A 19652-nucleotide genomic window follows, 5' to 3' on the forward strand; every position below is an offset into this window, starting at 1 on the left:
CAGATCTAGATTCAATATCTGTCGATATATAATGGAGAGAATGATAAAATGATAGTGTACTGTTATGCTGTAAAACACTAGGGCGGTGATATAAGGCGAATAAACACTTATGACTTATACAAAAAGCTGTTTCATAAACGATGCTATTTACTTTGTTTATTTTTGCATATGCGTAATGTTTCAGAATTAGTTATGCATTTTTGTGTTACACTAATAAAGGTCTCACTTGTTTTATCCATAAATCAATTTTTCAATCCTAATTCTACCATATATTTAAAACAAAGGTTGCGAGCTCTCTAAGCAGTTCAAACTTTTGTATGTTAGATTGAGGCGAAAATATTGTGTATATTGGTTTGTGTCATCTTTAAAATGTGAAAAAAGCTTCATTTGAGGAAAATATAAATGCGTAAATGTAAAAACACGTTTCCACGATCATCTTTTATATTCAACTTTACAATTTAAAAAAACGTCTACGGTGATATTTTTGAATAATGAGGGTAATGACGAATTATCTTACGCTTTTGTTTCTTGCATTCTCGTGAGGTTGCATCGCTCATTCAAAACAAAACGCCATTGTACTGTTTATTCACGCGCTTTTTTAAGGAGCATCTCTCAATGTTCCCAAACTCATTTTACAACGATGTTTGAATAGTATAACGCAAAATACCCTGTGAATACTACAAGATTTATGTCCCCCATCTTTCCCATCGTGACAATAAAGTGCAAATCAGAATCATCATTTTATTTTTCAGCTCTTAAATGTTGATGCAACCTTAATGTTGAGAAAACCATCGGCATTTGAGGGGTATTTTTACTCTTTTCTTCAATAGTATCTATATACTTCCCAGGTTGTGATACGCAAGGAAATGGTCTTAATATTTTAAGGTACGCGGGATATTTTGATAAAATAAAGTGTACCACTAAAGTATATACAGCTTATTTCTTATATTAAAAAATTAAATCGCTTTTCTCTAAAATTACTTTTTATATATTCATTTTGGAAAATTAACATCAGAAATCTAAGCATTTTCAATGGTTTCAAAAATAGCAAGAATTTTATTTATTAAACGCCAGATATTTTGGTGAAGTGCGTTAGATAATAGTTAAGAAGTGTTGCATCTTAGTTTTGAAAAATGGGGGAGAGATTTTGAAAATAAAAAAATCTATATATGTGAAACATCTTCAATTGCGTTTACAGTACTTTTTATTCAATAATCCATACAATATTTTTATTCGTATTTTATTTGTAGCGGGGGGGGTTCTATTTTCCTCTTACGCAGAAGCTGAAAGGTTGCCTTCTTTTTTTGATTCGCATGAACATTTGGTACAACCTGATACAACGGATATCTTTCGTTTGCGTTTTGTAACAACTTTTGATTTTCCTCCTTTTAATTTTATTGATCAATCGGGGTATCTTGCAGGTTATAATATCGATTTATTGCGCGCTATTTGCTCAAAATTAAAATTAGAGAAGCTTTGTGAAATAGAAGTGATTCCTTGGAAAGAGCTTGTAGAACATGTTAAAAATGGTGGTGCAGAAGTCATTATTGCGGGTTTAAAAGAAACAAGTAAAACCCAGCAAGATCTTGTTTTTACAAAGTCATATTTGCGCTTTCCAGCGCGATTTGTTGCTTCTCGACGTTTAAATCTCGATGAGCCAATAAGTGATCAATTGATACATTTAACCAGTGGTGTTTTGTCTAAAAGTGTTCACGAAAAACTCTTTCAATATTATTTTCCTAAAGCCAAATGGCAAGGGTTTAAAAAGAGAGAAGAGCTCTATAAAGCATTACAAGAGCGTAAAATTGACCTTATTTTTGATGATGGATTTGCTTTATCATTATGGTTCAAAAAACAAAAATCTGTTGATTGCTGCCATTTTGTTGGGGGGGCATATATGGCGCCACAGTTATTGGGGCAAGGAATGCAGCTTGCTGTTGCAAAAAAGAATGAAAAATTGGTTGATATACTCAATTATGCGCTGAAATCTCTAGAAGAGGATGGTAAACTTACAGAACTTTATTTGCGTTATTTTCCAATAAGTTTTTATTGATGAGTAGTTTTTTAATTAAGGGCTGTTAATCTTTCTGCGCCTAGTCGATAGGAAATAGCTTCTGCGAGATGATAGCGTGAAAGAGTATCTGATCCGTCAAGATCAGCAATTGTGCGTGCAACTTTGAGAATGCGATGATAAGCGCGTGCGGAGAGGTGCATTTTTTCACTCACATCTCGTAAGAGTATGGTCGCACTTTTATCAGGAATGGCAATCTGTTCTATAATTTTGGCAGGGCAATCGCCATTGGTACGAATATGATCAAACCCCATTGTTGAAAAACGTTTAGCTTGAATGGTACGGCACCGTGCGACGCGTTTGGCAACGTCGCAGCTTTTTTCTGATTGTTCTGGTTGCATAAGGTCCATAGCCGTCAAAGCAGGGACATCAATCCGTAAATCAATTCGGTCAAGCAGAGGACCAGAAATACGGGACTGATAATCGATTTGACAGCGTATCCCTTTAGGGCAAACATGGTCTTTTTCGCCTGCCATACCACAACGGCAAGGATTCATCGCGGCAATAAGTTGGAAGCGAGCAGGATAGCTAATATGGTGATTAGCGCGGGCGATGACTGACTCCCCACTTTCTAAAGGTTGACGAAGAGAATCAAGAACCTGTGGAGAAAATTCAGGCAATTCATCAAGGAATAACACACCATTATGAGCAAGGGAGACCTCTCCCGGTCGTCCTTTAAGCCCTCCACCAATCATTGCGGCCATGGAAGCAGAATGATGTGGGGAACGAAAGGGACAATGAAGTGAAATGGTCTTATGAACCGTTTCTCCTGTAATAGAAGCAATCAGAGAGACATCTAAAAGCTCACGGCTATCAAGAGGTGGCAAAATGGAAGGTAAGCGTTGCGCTAGCATAGATTTTCCAGCACCAGGGGGACCTACAAACAAAAGGTTATGGCGTCCAGCAGCACAAACTTCTAAGGCACGTTTGGCTGTTTTTTGTCCTTTGATTTCGCAAAGATCTGGAAGTTCAGTTTCGATAGTATATTGGCGCGGTTGTGGACGTTTTTGAATTTGGGTTCCTTTGAAATGGTTGACTATAGTGAGCAGAGTCTCTGGGGCAAGAATATTTATTTCTGCATTTGCCCATGCTGCTTCAGGTCCACACTGGAAGGGACAAATCAGTCCTTTATCGAGTGATAAAGCTGTCATGGCAGCTGGTAAAACACCATTAACGGCGGTAAGTGAACCATCCAGTGATAATTCTCCTAAAATGACATAGTCTTGAGCTACTTCGGGAGGGAGGATTCCCATAGCAAGCATTAAGCCTACGGCGATTGGCAAATCATAATGCGATCCCTCTTTAGGCAAATCAGCTGGTGCAAGATTAATCGTAATTCGTTTAGTAGGCATAGAAAGTCCACAAGCGTGGAGGGCTGCTTGTACACGTTCACGGCTTTCTGCAACTGCCTTATCAGCTAATCCAACAATAGCCATTCCTATTTTACCAGACGAAATCATAACCTGTACATCGACAGGGACTGCTTCTAGACCGCGAAAAGCAACAGTTGTAATACGTGCGATCATTTATTTATTTTCCCCCTTTAGACTTGGTAGAGACAATCATATCTATTTATAAAAATCAAGAAGCATCTCTATAGCTTTTTTTATAGAGAGAACTATATACGTGGGCAGTTTTTTAGCATTCCCATGGAAAGTCATTTGTACAAATTTAACCATGATGATATGGGACGCAATAAAACATTTATAATAAGCTAAATAAATATGTTAAGAAAAAAAGAATGAGGCTGTTCGTGTTATACAACAGTGTAGAATTTTATGAAAATATAAGGGGAGGATAACGTTATGTATCGCAGAGTGTTATTTGATGTGATAAAACGTGTAAAATGTGCAAAGTAATTATATTTACCTTTCTTATTTTTATATTATTTAAAGCGTAGTAGATGCAAAGTGTATTATAAGGTATCTGATTTTATGGTATACCAGACAAGAATTTTGTTAAAATCAGGGACTGTGCGCTGTGTATTTATAGGCTTGTGTTTTACTTTTTCTTTTCCACAGCCACTTGCTGCATTTGATTTTTTCGGCATCCCTTTTTTTGGTCAAAAGAAAACAAATTCTTCTTCACATTATACCAAAAGTACAGAGAAATTTTATAAAGTTGATGTTGTTGCACCGCCAGGTGCACCATTAGAAGGTATAAAAATAGTTAAATCTGTTTCTTCTCTTGTTGCTGATAAAGAGAAAGCATCCGCCAGTTCTTCTGGTTTGCTCGCCAAGGCGCGTTCAGATTATCGAGCAATTCTTTCTGCTCTTTATGCTGATGGACGCTATGGTGGTGTTATTAGTATTAAAATTAATGGCTTAGAAGTCGCTGATTTAAGTCCGGTAACTCAACTTCCAGCACAATCGAATATCGTTATTACAATTAATGCTGGTCCACAATATGTTTTTAGTATTGCCAATATTGATAAAGTAGCTCCGTTTGAAAAACGTAAAGCGCATAAAATGCCCACAATTGAAGAATTGGGCTATAAAGTTGGGGCTATTGCTAAATCTGAAACCATTTTGAAAGCAGAAAAATGGGCGATAGAAGGATGGCGGCAACAAGGTTATGCTAAAGCTAAAATTATGAAGAGTGAAGTCGTGGCTGATCATGCTACATTGCGTGTTGAAGGACGGATTGTTGTTGGTCCTGGACAAAAGGCTCATTATGGTCCTTTAAGTGTGCGTAATATAAGTAAGAAACCACGTGTAGATTCAGCTTATATCGCGTGGATGACCGGATTGAAACCAGGGCAGATATACGATTCTGATGCGTTAGCTAAGGCAAATGAACGTCTTGCGCGCCTTGGTGTTTTTCGTGCTATCAATATACGTGAGGCTGATACTATTAATCTAGATGGTAGTTTACCGCTTGCACTTGTTGTACAAGAACGTAAACCGCGTCGTTTTGGTGTAGGCGGTAGCTATTCAACTTTAGACGGTGCTGGTTTTGAGACTTATTGGATGCATAACAATCTTTTTGGTCATGCAGAGACTCTTAAAATTGAAACAAAAATAAGTGGTGTTGGTAGCAATAAAAAGCAATCATATAATTTTAAAAATTTTGATTATCTTTTCGGTGGTACATTTGTAAAGCCTGGTGTACTCACGCCAGATACAGATCTCAGGTCAGAATTAAAAATACAACAAGATGTTTTAGAAAATTATACGACAAAAGCCATCAAAGGAAAATTAGGTATTACGCATATTTTTAATGGTAATCTATCGGGACAGGCTGCTGTAGAAGTTTCAAATGGTTATTCACGTGATATCTATTTTGGGAGCCGTAATTTTACAACAATCGGTTTCCCTAGCGGCTTGATTTACGATAGTCGTAATAATAAGTTTAATGCAACAAAAGGTTTATATGGTGAAGTTTTCATTGAGCCTTTTTATGAGATGCGTTTTAGCAACTTTGTTGCAAAAGTAACAGCAGAAGGTCGTTCTTATTGGGCGTTGGATGAAGGGGATCGTTTTGTTGTTGCTGCGCGGGCGAAGCTTGGTACAATTCTTGGGAATGATACAGCACAAGTACCCGCAAATACGCTTTTTTTTGCTGGTGGTGGGGGCTCTGTTCGTGGTTATGCTTACCGTAATATTGGTATCAAAACAGAAAATGATGGGGTTGTTGGTGGACGGGCGCTTATTGAGGGGTCAGCAGAATTGCGTGTTTCTTTAAATGATAAAATAGGGTTTGTCAGTTTTCTTGATGGAGGTTTAGTAGGGGAAAAAGCAAATTTTGATTTTTCTCAAAAAATTAAATGGGGAGCCGGTATAGGAGGTCGTTATATGACGGGTCTTGGTCCTTTACGCGTTGATTTAGCCTTTCCTTTAAAGAGAGAGAAGGGTGACCCTCGCATTGGTTTTTATGTGGGTATAGGGCAAGCATTTTAATGAAAAAAGGTGTACGTTTATCAGCTTTCTTCTTTGTATTTTTGTTTTTTGGGGTGGGTGGTTTTGTTTTTGCGCAAAGAGGAGACATTCTTCCCTCTAGCGAAATGAAAACAGATGATCGCTCATGGTTTGTTTCTTTAATTGAACGAAAGCTTTCAGCGCCTAATCGTCAAGTTCGTTTACACAATATGCAAGGGACACTGTCTTCTCAAACATCAATTGATACTATTACTGTCAGTGATAAAAAAGGAGTTTGGCTTAAAATTACCAATGCTAAAATGGATTGGAATCGTCTAGCGTTGCTGAGAGGGCGGATGGATATTAACCAGCTTTCGGCAGAACAGGTTACATTTTTACGCAAACCGCAAGGCAATTCTTCTTTTGTTTCTTCCCTTGAGACTGGTAAATTCTCTTTACCAAAATTGCCGCTTGCTCTTTCTATCAATACGCTTACAGCTCAACATGTGACATTTGAACAGAATCTTTTTGGTTTTTCTGCTGATATGTCCTTAAAAGGCAATTTCACCTTGGCTGGTGGTAATTTTGATGTCGATATAGCGGCGCATCGTTTAGATGCACCGGGTTCTTTTTCTGTTCTCACCAAGATATCTGATAGTAATCGTACAGCTCAAATTGATATTTCTGCTAACGAACCACAAAATGGTATTTTGGCGAATATTTTTAACATTGAACAACGTCCAGCATTAAGTCTCGTCGTGAAAGGTGATGGTACTTTTGATGATTTGGTTATCAAACTTTCTTTAGAGTCCGATCATCATTCTATTTTAGATGGTAATGTTATTCTTGAAAGTGTTCCAGAAGGACAGAGTTTTTCTACGAAATTAGAGGGAACACTGAGCCCTTTAATACCTGTTCAATATCGTAGTCTCTTCGAATCTGATATAACATTAAAAGCAAAGGCAAGAAGAACAAAAGAAGGTGTGACACACCTTGATCAGATGGTTATTCAGAACAAAGCAATGAATGTTATAGCCAATGCTGAAATAACCGCCGATGGATTCTTGCGACGGCTTTTTGTTGATGGCAAAATGGCTCTTGATAACGAAAAGGAGTCTATTCATTTACCTATATCAGAAGTGCCAAAACCTGCGAATACTCTTGCTTTGAACATTGACTATGGTCGCGAAGGTCAACAATCTTGGAATGGGCGGTTGGTTGTAAATCATTTAAGCAATAAAAATATTTATATTCGCGATGCAATTTTTGATATGGGAGGAGTAAGCGAAAATCTTGATAATGCAGCTTCTCGTCATGTTGGTGTTCAGGTTAAAGGGACGCTTCAAGGGGTTAAAAAGATTAAGGGAGTGTTAGTAGAAAATTTAAGCCAAGCGGTTCATGTGCATTTAGATACGGATATTGTTTCGAACAAACCAATTTTGATTCATGATCTGAGTGTTACGGCTCAGGGTTTTTCTTCTTGGTTAAAAGGGACAATGGAGAATTTTGTTTTTAAAGGCGATCTCGGTTTAAAAGCTCAAACATTAACTCCTTTGGAAGTGTTCAGTAAACAATCACTTTCTGGTAGTGCAGATATTAAAGCCAAAGGAACGATCAGTTTATTGAGTGGTATTTTTGATCTAAAATTATCAGGAATGGCTGACGATATGAAAATAGGCATGCAGTCTTTTGATCGTTTATTCAAAGGAAATACTACTCTTTCAGGTGGCGCTGCTCGAAATACAATGGGCTTCACTTTACGTCATTTTAATTTGAAAAATCAATATACAAACATAGAGGCTAATGGTTATTTTTCAGATGAAAGCGCTAAAATGGATCTATCTGCTCAAATATCTGATTTGTCCAAATTAGATCCAAAGATAAGCGGTGCGCTTACAATTCAAAGTACGGCGAGAGGGCGCAATAGCCATATAAAACTAAATACACGTGCCCATATTGATGAAGCATTAATTGTAGGGAAGAAACTTCAAAACACAACACTTAATATAGATGCATTTGTAGATAATACAGCACCAGTTACTTCTTTAACGGGGGCGGTAAAAGGTGAAGGGGTTTTTGCTAAAAAAACTTTGCATTTATCGGCCTCTTTTGAAGATTCTCATAAAATTCGAAAACTTGAAAATATCGATATTAGAGGGGGAAGTGCAAAAATAACGGGTGATCTTTCTCAACAACTTGGCGGTTTTTTGAAAGGAGCGCTGCATATTGATGCCGATGATATTTCCGTACTTTCAGCGTTATTTTTGCAGGATGGTAGTGGAAAAGTAAAAGGAGATTTTATTTTTGATGAACAAAATGGCAGACAAAAAACCAATGTGAAGGCGCATGTTAACCATTTGAATTTTTCCAAGAATAAAATAAAAAAATTGGCAATAGATGCTGACATATTCGATCCTTTTGGCATGACTCAGTTTGAAGGAGTTATCAATGCAGAACATATTCAAACACCTTTGGTAATGGTCAATCGTTTAAATGCTCACGCTGATAGGAATAATGGACAAACGGTTTTTACTGTCCAGGCGATGTTGCATGATACTCTCAATGCACGGCTTTCTGGTCGTTTAATGGTTGAGGAACTTCCAGAAAGTATAAAACGAGAAGTGCAAATTGAAGCTGTGGACTTAAAACAACATACTTTTCATGCAACATTGCCGAAGCCATCTATAATTTCTTTTGATAAAGATGGAATGACAATCAATGAATTAGGAATTGCAATAAATGGAGGCAACATCATTTTAGCAGGAAATATTCAAGATACCCTGAATTTACAACTTACAATGAATGCGCTTCCTGCTGCTTTAGTCAATCTGTGGAAATCCGATCTTGGAGCAGCAGGGAGTGTAACAGGGCAGGTTATGATTCGTGGTCATTTAAAAAAACCTGATATAACTTACGATATAAAAGGTGAGGGACTGACAACTGTTGCTTTTCAAGATAAAAAAATTATGCCTTTTTCTCTTTCTGCTACGGGAAATACTGTAGATCAAAATCTTACTTTGAATGCAAATTTAACAGGAGAAGGAGTACAAGCACAAGCTCAGGGGCGTGTATCTCTAGAGAAAAATGCGCTTGATCTTCATATTAATTTGCAAAATTTATCTGCACGTTTGGCGAATGGTTTTATTGCAGGACAAGCGCTTGATGGGACAGTGATAGGTAAAGTTGATATTGGTGGAACAATGAAGGATCCATCTGCTCATTTTGAGCTTTCTAGTCAAAATTTAACCGCTATGACGCATAAAGGACCGATGTCAATCAATATAAATGCTCGTGGTTCTTATAAAAAATCGACATTTCATATTGAAAATATGATAGCTACTGGAGATAAAGGATTAGATCTTTCCATCCATGGGCCTGTATCTCTTAATGGTTCAGAGGCAAAATTAAACGTTAAAGGGATAATGCCTCTTGATTTTGTTAATCTCTTATTAGCCAAGCGTGGTGCACATATAACGGGTACAGCAAGAATTGATACAGCTCTTAATGGGTCATTATCAAAGCCACAATTGATAGGAAATATTTCTATAGGCGACGGTAGCTTTTTTGATTCACAAACAAATGTAGGATTGAATAATATAACGATTGAAGGCAAATTGAAAGGTGATCATATCCTTATAGAAAAAGCTTCAGCTTCTTCGTTTGAGGGGGGAGGAGTTTCTGCTTCAGGTCGTATCTCTAATGGTCTAGAGACAGATTTGATATTTCATCTTGATAATGCCAATTATAATGATGGTTCTATGATTCTGGCAACATTATCAGGTGAGATGACAATGACAGGTCATTTTTTAAATAGTCTTGTTCTTGGTGGTGATATCATCGTTGAAAAAGCTGAAGTTTTTGTTCCTGATCATTTTAAAAGTGCCAAGTTTCTTGATGTTAGAAATAAGAATTTAACTAAATCGATTCAAACAACACTTGAACGTGCTGATGTTAAGAACACGAACAAAAGCAAAAGCCGTATAGTTACACAAGAATCTTCATCTGTCGTGCTATCAAACATGCGTATTACAGCACGCAATCAATTTTTTGTACGCGGAAAAGGCTTAGATGCTGAACTGGGAGGACGCATTAATCTAGCAGGTCCATTGAATGATGTGCATCCAGTTGGTGAATTTAGAATGATTCGTGGACGTTTTGATATTCTGTCACAACGTCTTAATTTTGATCAAGGACAAGCGAGTTTTAGTGGTAATCTTAATCCTACGGTTTATTTTGTAACCAACAATAACAGTGGTGATATTCGTGTCACTGTAACTGTAAGTGGGACGGTTGATAATCTTGATATTAATTTTTCATCACAACCAAATTTGCCTCAGGATGAGATTTTGGCGCGTTTGATTTTTAATCGCTCTCTTAATGAATTATCACCATTTCAGATTGCTCAACTTGCAGCAGCAGCGGCTGATCTTGCAGGTAGTTCTAATACATCTTTGTTGAATACTTTACGAACTAAAATTGGACTTGATGATCTTGATGTTATCGTTAATGAGAAGGGGAATACAGGCTTACGTATTGGACGCTACATACACAATAATATTTATTTGGGTTTTGAAGCAGGGTCTGATGGAACGACGAAAGGGACAATTAATTTAGATATTTCGCGTCATCTCAAAGCTAAAGGTGCCATAGGAAATGAACAAAATTCTAGTATAGGTCTCTTTTATGAAAGAGATTATTAAAGATTGAATTTTAAAAAAACAATTTCTTCGTTTTTTGTCTCTCATTTCTAAATCTGAGGAAGGAGGCATAGACTAGAAATCCTATAAAAGAAGAAGCTTTTTGTTGAGGCGTGAAGAGATATATCTGAAATATTCGATTTTTGTTATGCTATTCTCTAAAGGGACAAAATCTTCACGAAAGATAGTATGTTATTTTGCTGCTATATATTTATTTTAGAGAAATACCTTACCTTGTTTTCAAGCCCATATCGTGCTGTTGCCTAAAGAATGGAGTGTGTGCAATATATTGATTTATAAAGATAATTTATTGTTATTCAACTTGAATTAGAACTTTGAATATCGTACGAATCTCTTTCGTATTGAATCAATCAAAATCATTCGGCTTGTATGCTACAAGCGGAGAATCCTGTGTGGATAAAACTATTAAGAAATAACTAAAAATGCCTCTTATGAATCATCTCGAGAGCTAAGAGCTGTCGCAACATTAGGGACTGGCAGAATAGTGTGAGTGGTGCCGGCTTGTTACTCCATAAGCGTAAAGATAGGGCAGCTTAATGGATTTATCGTTATACAATTCACGAATGTTATTGCGAATGGGCTTAGGGAAGACTTTGAGAGAGGTCTCTTTAAAACAAGTACGTGAATTTGCAACACAATGGCATTCTGTTTTTATGTGAAAGACATGATTCCATTAAAGAACGTGATAAACAAAAGCGTTAAGCGGAGAATATCATAAGATATCGATTTTATTGTCAAACGCATTTAAAGCAATATTTTTTAATAATAAAAATTACCTATTATTTTAGATTTTTGTTTATTGTGTCTGGAATAAGATCACTTTTCTTATAACGAATAGCTCCCCAAACAGAATACTCCAAAATATAACATTATTGTGTTGCAAGTTTATGTACTTGTTTTAAAGGAACATTTCTCAGTGTGCGCTTGAGTCTATTTCATAAGATTGCTTGTGAAATGGTATAAAGTATCTCTTATGAATGGTATAAAATCTACACTACCGTTATTAATAAAGGTATAAGTATTTACTAAAGCTATAAGCCGGCATTATCATTCTATTTTCCAGCTTCTCATGTTGCTGACAATCTTTTCACTTGAAAGTGTAGAGGTATTTTTATTGCTTATCTTAAGAGTTTTTATGCATATACCAATATCTCTTATGACGTACAACAAGCGCTTTTGATTGATTCATCATAAATATAAAGAAAATTTGCAATAAGCAAATTACATCTTATCTTTTGCATTCAACAAAACAACGAGTAAAGTTTTCATCTAAATCCAAGAATTTTATTTTCAATAAACCATAAATTCTTTACCAATTCTTGATTGAAGTAATGCTTTTTCTTGATAACAAGTCTTTTTTTATAAATGGAGCATTACCTTCTATCCATTTTTTATTTCAAATCTTATTTAAGGATCTAGAAATTAGGGGGTATGTTTTTTGAACTGGATATTATGAAGTTTTTTATAAAACCCATGTTCTTTTGCTAGCAATTCTTTTTGAGTACCTTGTTCAATCAGTTGTCCATTTTGTATGACCACAATTTTATGAGCACGAGCAATCGTTGAAAGGCGATGAGCAATAATGATTGTTGTGCGTCCTTTAGTAAGGTGGTGAATGGCTTCATTAATTTGTGCTTCGGTGTGTGAATCGAGCGCACTTGTTGCTTCATCAAGAATCAGAATTTCACTATCGTGAATCATTGCTCTAGCGATAGCGAGTCGTTGTTTTTGCCCCCCTGAAAGATTACAGCCATTATCACCTATCTGTGTATCATAACCATTTGGCAAACGCATAATAAAGTCATGAGCATTTGCTGCTTTTGCTGCTTCGATAATTTCGTCATCACTAGCCCCTTCTTTTCCAAGACCGATATTATATTTAACAGTTCCTTGAAAGAGAAAAGTATCCTGTCCTACATAGGCCATCAGGTTTCTCAGAGAGCGAAATGTTGTGTAGCGGATGTCTTGATCATTAATTAATATGCGTCCTTTTGTGGGATCATAGAGTCGCATAATAAGGTTAATAAAGGTAGACTTTCCCGAACCTGATGGTCCCACCAATGCTGTCATTTTCCCAGCTTCTATTTCTAGGTTGATGTCTTTCAATACCATTTTGTTCTCAGTGTATGCAAAAGAAACGTGTTCGAAGCGAATAGCTCCTTGCGTTTTATTCAGATCTTTAGCTTCTTTATGTTCTATAACTGTAAGAGGATGGTCGAGTATTTCAAACATCGTGCGGATATTGACCAATCCAGATTCAATTTTTACACGTACATTTGCTAGTCTTTTTGCGGGCTCATAAGCTAAAAGTAAAGCAACAATAAAAGACATAAATTCACCTTGAACACCTGCGCGTTGGGTTGCAAGGTAACCGGAAAAACAGATAATACCAGCAATGGCAACACCTGTGAGTGTTTCCATAATCGGATTTGTAATAGCTTCGAGTGTTGCAATATTATTTGTTTGTTTTTCAACATCACAAATAGCTTTATCCATTCTTTTCTTCATGACTTCTTCTAGTGAAAAAGCCTTAATGACTCGAATGCCAACAGCAGTTTCCTGTACGATTTTTATAATTTCACCAAGTGAAAGGAGCTCTTTTTCCATAAGGCGGCGAACGCGTTTTAAAGCCATTCGAACGCCTAAAAAAGCTAGTGGTCCTATGATTAAAGTAATGGAAACTAATATAAAGTTTTGAATAAACATGACAAGCAACAAACCACTAACGGAAAGCAAATCACGTACAAAAGTTGTGATAATAGTATCAATGATATTACGTACAGCTGTAGCATTGTGGGTTACGCGAACAAGAAGATCAGATGAAGTGTTATTATGATAAAAAGAGACTCCTTGTTCCATAAGTCGGGCAAAAATTTTGCGTTGTTGTTCAGCAATGATACTATTTCCGGCTTTGTTTAGAAAATAAGTTTGGGAAAAAGTTGCAACTCCTTTGAGAATAAAGATAAAAGCAATGATGCTAGAAATTAAAACGATCATAGGAAAATTTTGCGCATCAATAATCTGATTAACAACATCACGCATCATCCATGCACTCGTTGCAGTTGTACCAGAAATGATGATCATTGAGAAAATAGCCGCACTGTACCAACGCGCATGTTTATGAAAATTTTCTCGCAAAAGACGGATAATAAGATGTTTATCAAAAGAGGAAATTTGTTTTTTGTCCATAAAGTGCTTCTATATTTTCTTGTTGTTTTATGCAAGATTGAAGCACTCTTAATTAAAAAAATCCATTAATCTTTTGTACAAAAATAGCCTTTTCTTTCAAGGTTCATCCATCAATTTCACGACGGCGAGCGTAAAGAAATACAGTGCAAAATCTCTGTGAAAGGTAGAACGAAAAGGTGTTGTTTATCACTATCTTTAGTTAAATAAAAAGTACGGGCGAGTCCCATCATTATTATTTACTAATTTCCATATTGTAATAGCCTTTGGCACTTGAAATGGTTCACAAAAGGCATTTCTGCTTTTTTTAATAATTTTATGTATGCATTATCTCTGTTTGTGATGTGCAAACAGAATTATTTTGTTGGATTCATATAGAAAGAGCTTGAAACGAGAAGATCTTAAGATGTTTGGGTTCTCTCATTTAATATATAAAATAACGAATTCTCCTTATAAATCGAGAAAGCACTATTAAAAGGATTTATACACATTTATAAAACCTTAAAAGCACCACAAAAATTCTATGTGGTGCTTCTAAATAATACTATACACATCATTTTGATGCGTTGCATGCGAATATTATTCCAATGCAAAACTATTTAGGTGCTATCACCATCATCATTTGCCGGCCTTCAAGCTTTGGCTCCAATTCGATTTTGGCAATTTCACTTGTATCTTCTTTCACACGCTGAAGAAGCTTTAATCCAAGATCTTGGTGAGCCATCTCACGACCACGAAAACGCAAAGTAATCTTTACTTTATCACCATGATCAATAAAGCGATGAACAGCCTTGAGTTTAACTCCATAATCATGGACATCAACATTTGGGCGCATCTTAATCTCTTTGATTTCGATGACTTTTTGCTTCTTACGTGTTTCAGCAGCTTTTTTTTGGGTTTGATATTTTAATTTTCCCAAATCGATGATTTTACATACAGGTGGCTCCGCATTTGGTACAATTTCAACCAAATCAAGTCCCGCATCTGCAGCCATAGCAAGAGCTTCTTGTATCGCAACAACTCCCTGATGTTGTCCCTCATCATTGATAAGCTGAACATGAGGTACCCGAATATCCTGATTTGAACGTGGTCCGTCTTTTTGGGTAGGTGTCATTTTAAACGGTTTACGAATGGTTTATGCTCCTTAAATTTTGATTCAACTACAGTTAATTTAATATACAATTATGTACCTAAAAACAACTATAATTCGTGTTATTTTCATTATTTGATTTATTACTTTTTGGAATGATTTAGATTATAAAAGTTTTTCTCTTAATTTACAGAAATTGTTTTATAGAGGATAAAAAATCATGGATCAAAATATTCCTTGTCAGTTTTTTTCATTTGAGAACACCGCACTTGCAGTACGCTATCGCAAGGGGCGCCAATCTCCAGGTTTGGTTTGGCTTCCTGGCTATCAATCCGATATGTTAGGAAGTAAGGCAACGTTAGTTGATCAGTTTGCTCAGAAGAATGATTTGTCTTGTTTACGTTTTGATTATTCTGGACATGGAGAATCTGAAGGTGATTTTTTTCAAGGAACAATTTCGCGTTGGGTTAAGGAAAGTTTAGCGACTTTTGAAACCTATTGTGAGGGTCCACAAATTTTGATTGGTTCCTCTATGGGGGGGTGGATTGCGCTAAGGCTTGCAATGATACTAGCACAGAAAAATAAGAAGCTTGCTGGCATGATATTGATTGCTCCAGCACCTGATTTTACACAAACATTGGTGGAACCAAAATTAGGCCCAGAAGAATGGAAGATTTTGGAGGAGAAAGGCTATATTGAACGACCTGCAGTTGATGATACAGAGCCAATGCCCTTTACAAAAACATTGATTGAAGATGGGCGCGAAAATTGTGTTATGAAAGGATGCATTGATGTTGGATGTCCAGTCCATATTCTACAAGGGATGGAAGATGAAGATATCCCCTATCAGCATACATTGACTTTACTTGATCATTTACCTCTCCATGATGTAACATTGACACTTGTTCGTGATGCGGATCATCGCTTTTCTCGTCCACAAGATTTAGGTTGCCTTGAAACAGTATTGAGATCTTTTATTAATCAGATTAATGCAAAGTAAGGGGTACATTTATTGATGAAGATAAAAATATATGAGCATTTCTAAACAGCATTTTATTTTTTCTGAGCGCTCTGTACCTGTACGGGTGCGGGAAAATAAGTATGCGCGCCGTCTTACCTTACGTATTGATGCCAGAAGTCAGGAGATTTGTGTAACAACACCACCAGCAATAAATCTCTATGCGGTTGAAAATTTTATTGAAAAGCATCGATCTTGGATTGAGGCACGTCTTGCTCATGTACAAATCTCTCATAAAAATGCTTATCTCAAAGAGGGGGCGACAATTCCCTTATTGGGTGTTTCTCATACCATAAAGCATAGAGAGGGACGTGGGGTAACAGAAATCATTACAGCAGATGCGGAGCAAGGGCCTGAAATTATTGTTTATGGTCAATTAGAATATCTCCCAAGACGCATTGCTGACGTTTTGAAAAAACAAGCGGCGCTTATTATAACGCCTTTGGTGGCACATTATGCTCATCAGGTAGAGCGTAAAGTCAAATCCATTTGTTATAAAGATACGAGAAGTCGTTGGGGCTCTTGTTCAATCGATAAGCGTCTTTCTTTTTCTTGGCGCCTTATTATGGCACCAAAAGAAGTTGTTGAGTATGTTGTTGCCCATGAAGTTGCTCATCTTGTTGAAATGAATCATGGGCCAAGATTTTGGGCTCTTTGTGAAGAGCTATGTCCTGATAGTAAAACATATCGTGCTTGGTTGAAAGAAAATGCTCCTAGACTGCATGCAATTAATTTTGATTCATATAATTTAGAGGCGTAAAAAACTTTCAAATGAAGGCAATATTTAACGGAACTTTTTGTTGAGTGTTTTGTTGAGTGTGTGCTTGCTCATGTATAATGAGGAAGCCATTGAAGCTCTCAGCACGATTGTTCTCCCCTGCTTGGTTTGCTGAGTGTCTTCAATGTTTTGCTTTATCTTTTTTGTAATTCAGCGTAATAACCCTAAGTTCCGATGACTTATAAAAAAATGGGAAGGTTTTTTATGTCTGTTCTTACAGATCCACTTCAGCTATTACAGGCACTTATTCGTTGTCCTTCTGTTACACCTCAGGAAGCAGGGGCTTTATCAACTTTGGAACAATTTTTGAAAAAAATGGGATTTCACGTCGATCGCCCTGTTTTTACGGATAAAAATACAGATAATGTTGAAAATCTTTATGCAAAAATGGGGAGTGAAGGACCCCATCTTATGTTTGCGGGTCATACGGATGTCGTACCGCCAGGTGCATTGGAAGATTGGACTTACCCACCTTTTGAAGCTGTTATAGATCAGGGGAAATTATATGGGCGGGGTGCTGTTGATATGAAGGGTGGTATCGCTTGTTTTATTGCGGCTCTAGCGCGAGTTCTTGAGAAACGACCCATTAAAGGAAGGGTAAGCCTTTTAATTACTGGTGACGAAGAGGGGCCTGCTGTTAATGGTACGGTAAAACTTCTCAAATGGGCAGAAAAAAAAGGCGAAAAATGGACTGCGGCTCTTGTGGGAGAACCAACAAGCGTAAAGACTGTTGGTGATATTATCAAAATTGGTCGCCGCGGATCGATTTCTGGTGTCATTACCGTGAAGGGTCGTCAAGGTCATGTTGCTTTTCCAGAGAGGGCTGCCAATCCCTTGCCTTTGGCAAGTAAGCTTATTCAAGCATTGACACAAACCGTTTTAGATAAAGGGACAGAAAATTTTCAACCCAGTAATTTAGAGCTAACAAGCATCGATACCGGTAATTTAGCGGTCAATGTTATCCCAGCGCAGACAACAGTTCATTTTAATATACGCTACAATGATCTGTGGACAAAAGAAACACTGATGAAGGAAATTGAAAAGCGTCTTGCTTTGGTGCAATCAAAAAACAATGGTGACCAATATCCCTCTTATCAGCTTGAATGGATTCCAAGTTTAGGAGATGTTTTTTTGACCAAAAATGATAAACTCATTCAAACTTTATCCAATGCTATTAAAAGTGTAACAGGGAATATACCAGAATGTTCCACTTCTGGTGGTACTTCAGATGCGCGATTTATTAAGGATTATTGCCCAGTGGTTGAATTTGGCTTACCAGGGCAAACGATGCATATGGTAGATGAGTGTATAGCCCTTGATGCAATGGAAACACTTACTACTATTTATGAGCGTTTTATTATTGAATTTTTTGCATAAAGAAAAGGTTGCTGGTTCAAAAATACCTTTATCTTGTTGTGCCATAAGATATTGCCATTTATGGTGTGGTGATACGAGACTCGTAAAACTTAATATATTAAGTAGTCTTAGAGTAAGTAATGAATATTCTTAAGTTGGGATTCTTGCCTGTAGAGTCTTTAAGTTAAGTGAATTACATAATTGAAAAGCCAAAAGAGACCTGCTTGAAGAAGCAGAACTGTTTAGACCATATTGGATTGAAAGTATTCGTTCTTTAAGGTGTAGAAAGGCGGTGCAATCATATATGGAAAACAATGAATATTATATCATCATTGTGTAGTGACAGGTTGAAGCCATGAAGACACACAAAAACATGCTGCTATTGTAAAAAGTTCGTACAACATAAATGCGCTCATTCACAGCTCATGTTTTTATATGTTTTCTGCACTCGCATAAAAGGTACTTCTTGTTCCAATTAGACTCTCTTAGAATAAAGCCTATAGGAAAAGCGCTTTAAGTTTGTTTTATTTCATATATTTTGCTCTGCTTTTTTGTCCCCAAGAACTTCCGTTGCAAATCATTACGAGATAGAAGGTGAGCTTATTTAATCAGCTTTAATCTTGGTTATGATAAAGATACACAGAATTTTTTGTAGCAGCAGGTTGATTTCTTTAACCAAAGATTATCCTAGTATTATTCTCAATTTTTAATTAAATAACTTTAAAGGACGGGTACAGACACTTATAAGCATATACGCATACAAGTAAGATCATATGAGATTAACATCGTTTCGCTCGCTAACAAAGCAATACCGATTCATATTTAGTATATTTGCCATTTGAGCGCATTATTTGTTTAGTAAAGCTCATGATGTTGCTGTTACCTATAAATTAATACCGATCATACAGCCGCGTATCTCAAATAAATATTGGTTCAGTATTTTTTGCGACAACAGCTTTTATATGCCAAAATGGGATAAAAGCATTGTGTATATCTATTTTTTATAATCTCTGAAACAGACATACAACCACAACCTGATTGAGGGAAAATATAAAAGGTATAAAGGTGAAAATCAGCGTGCTTTTTTACTTTTTTTTATTCGGCTTTACGGTTTTCAAAAGTAACTAGAGTAATATCTTTTTTAATAATCAGAGACTGATGCATGGCTTCATGCTTATTTCTCTGGTTCTTTAAATGGTGCCACGATTTCATAAAGAACAATACATTATCGTATTATGCATTCACATACTTGTTTTAAAGAAATTTTCTCAATGTTTATCACATTTGTGCTACTACGGTGCTTATGAATGTTGTAATATAAAATCTATAATGCCTCCTCATCTTTATGTTTATGAAAAATAAAGTTAGAGCACCATACATTTTCTAGCTCAAAATATTGCAATAGCTTTTAGCATTTAAGAGTGTTCATCAGAGGCCTTTTTACTCCTTTTTTATAGTTTTTATCCACATGCTTCTCCCTTTTTAAGGTGTAAGCAAATGGCGGTAACTAACTTGCTATAAATAGTTTTGAAATGAGAGAATCTCACGATATTCTAATCTCACCTTTGCTGTGAAAAA

9 protein-coding genes are annotated in these 19652 nt (G+C 36.4%); 6 read left to right on the forward strand and 3 right to left on the reverse strand.

Annotation, left to right across the window (positions count from 1 at the left end; all coding sequences use genetic code 11):
* The first annotated feature begins 1147 nt into the window (after positions 1–1147).
* Entirely contained in the window at positions 1148–2053 is a 906-nt protein-coding gene (locus ACFINH_RS03140) for a transporter substrate-binding domain-containing protein (RefSeq protein WP_375632130.1), read from the forward strand.
* 11 nt (positions 2054–2064) lie between these two features.
* Here the strand turns inward: ACFINH_RS03140 and ACFINH_RS03145 are convergent, their stop codons facing one another.
* Positions 2065–3597 carry a YifB family Mg chelatase-like AAA ATPase gene (locus ACFINH_RS03145; protein ID WP_375632131.1) on the reverse strand — a complete coding sequence of 511 codons (1533 nt, stop codon included), beginning with the start codon at positions 3595–3597 and terminating at the stop codon, positions 2065–2067.
* Between the two features lie 408 nt (positions 3598–4005).
* On the opposite strand from ACFINH_RS03145, the gene ACFINH_RS03150 reads away from it, so the two are divergent.
* Both ACFINH_RS03150 and ACFINH_RS03155 read left to right on the forward strand, forming a co-directional pair.
* Positions 4006–5970 carry an autotransporter assembly complex family protein gene (locus ACFINH_RS03150; RefSeq protein ID WP_375632132.1) on the forward strand — a complete coding sequence of 655 codons (1965 nt, stop codon included), beginning with the start codon at positions 4006–4008 and terminating at the stop codon, positions 5968–5970.
* Positions 5970–10628 (forward strand): translocation/assembly module TamB domain-containing protein, encoded by a 4659-nt coding sequence (locus tag ACFINH_RS03155; protein ID WP_375632133.1) that lies wholly within the window; start codon positions 5970–5972, stop codon positions 10626–10628. The genes ACFINH_RS03150 and ACFINH_RS03155 overlap by 1 nt, the downstream gene beginning before the upstream one ends.
* A gap of 1440 nt (positions 10629–12068) precedes the next feature.
* Here ACFINH_RS03155 and ACFINH_RS03160 read toward each other — a convergent pair.
* Entirely contained in the window at positions 12069–13835 is a 1767-nt protein-coding gene (locus ACFINH_RS03160; protein WP_375622020.1) for an ABC transporter ATP-binding protein, read from the reverse strand.
* Between the two features lie 592 nt (positions 13836–14427).
* Positions 14428–14946: a translation initiation factor IF-3 gene (infC, locus tag ACFINH_RS03165; protein WP_026500140.1), complete on the reverse strand. Its 519-nt coding sequence runs from the start codon at positions 14944–14946 to the stop codon at positions 14428–14430.
* 196 nt (positions 14947–15142) lie between these two features.
* Between infC and ACFINH_RS03170 the strand changes: the two genes are divergently transcribed.
* From ACFINH_RS03170 to dapE, 3 genes are all read left to right on the forward strand, one after another.
* Positions 15143–15922 carry an alpha/beta hydrolase gene (locus tag ACFINH_RS03170; protein ID WP_375632134.1) on the forward strand — a complete coding sequence of 260 codons (780 nt, stop codon included), beginning with the start codon at positions 15143–15145 and terminating at the stop codon, positions 15920–15922.
* Between the two features lie 31 nt (positions 15923–15953).
* Positions 15954–16700, forward strand: coding sequence for a M48 family metallopeptidase (locus tag ACFINH_RS03175; RefSeq protein ID WP_375611379.1), 747 nt, complete (start codon positions 15954–15956; stop codon positions 16698–16700).
* 222 nt (positions 16701–16922) lie between these two features.
* A complete protein-coding gene (gene dapE, locus ACFINH_RS03180; protein WP_375632135.1) occupies positions 16923–18095 on the forward strand; it encodes a succinyl-diaminopimelate desuccinylase in 1173 nt (390 codons plus the stop codon).
* The last annotated feature ends 1557 nt before the right edge of the window (positions 18096–19652 follow it).

This window comes from Bartonella sp. AA74HLJMH (assembly GCF_042197045.1).
Taxonomy (GTDB): Bacteria; Pseudomonadota; Alphaproteobacteria; order Rhizobiales; family Rhizobiaceae; genus Bartonella.

What these genes read in the sequence shown, in the direction of transcription:
- ACFINH_RS03160 (WP_375622020.1), bottom strand. Translation starts at nt 13,835, where the DNA reads ATGGACAAAAAACAAATTTCCTCTTTTGATAAACATCTTATTATCCGT.
- ACFINH_RS03145 (WP_375632131.1), bottom strand. Translation starts at nt 3,597, where the DNA reads ATGATCGCACGTATTACAACTGTTGCTTTTCGCGGTCTAGAAGCAGTC.
- infC (WP_026500140.1), bottom strand. Translation starts at nt 14,946, where the DNA reads ATGACACCTACCCAAAAAGACGGACCACGTTCAAATCAGGATATTCGG.
- ACFINH_RS03170 (WP_375632134.1), top strand. Translation starts at nt 15,143, where the DNA reads ATGGATCAAAATATTCCTTGTCAGTTTTTTTCATTTGAGAACACCGCA.
- ACFINH_RS03155 (WP_375632133.1), top strand. Translation starts at nt 5,970, where the DNA reads ATGAAAAAAGGTGTACGTTTATCAGCTTTCTTCTTTGTATTTTTGTTT.
- dapE (WP_375632135.1), top strand. Translation starts at nt 16,923, where the DNA reads ATGTCTGTTCTTACAGATCCACTTCAGCTATTACAGGCACTTATTCGT.
- ACFINH_RS03175 (WP_375611379.1), top strand. Translation starts at nt 15,954, where the DNA reads ATGAGCATTTCTAAACAGCATTTTATTTTTTCTGAGCGCTCTGTACCT.
- ACFINH_RS03150 (WP_375632132.1), top strand. Translation starts at nt 4,006, where the DNA reads ATGGTATACCAGACAAGAATTTTGTTAAAATCAGGGACTGTGCGCTGT.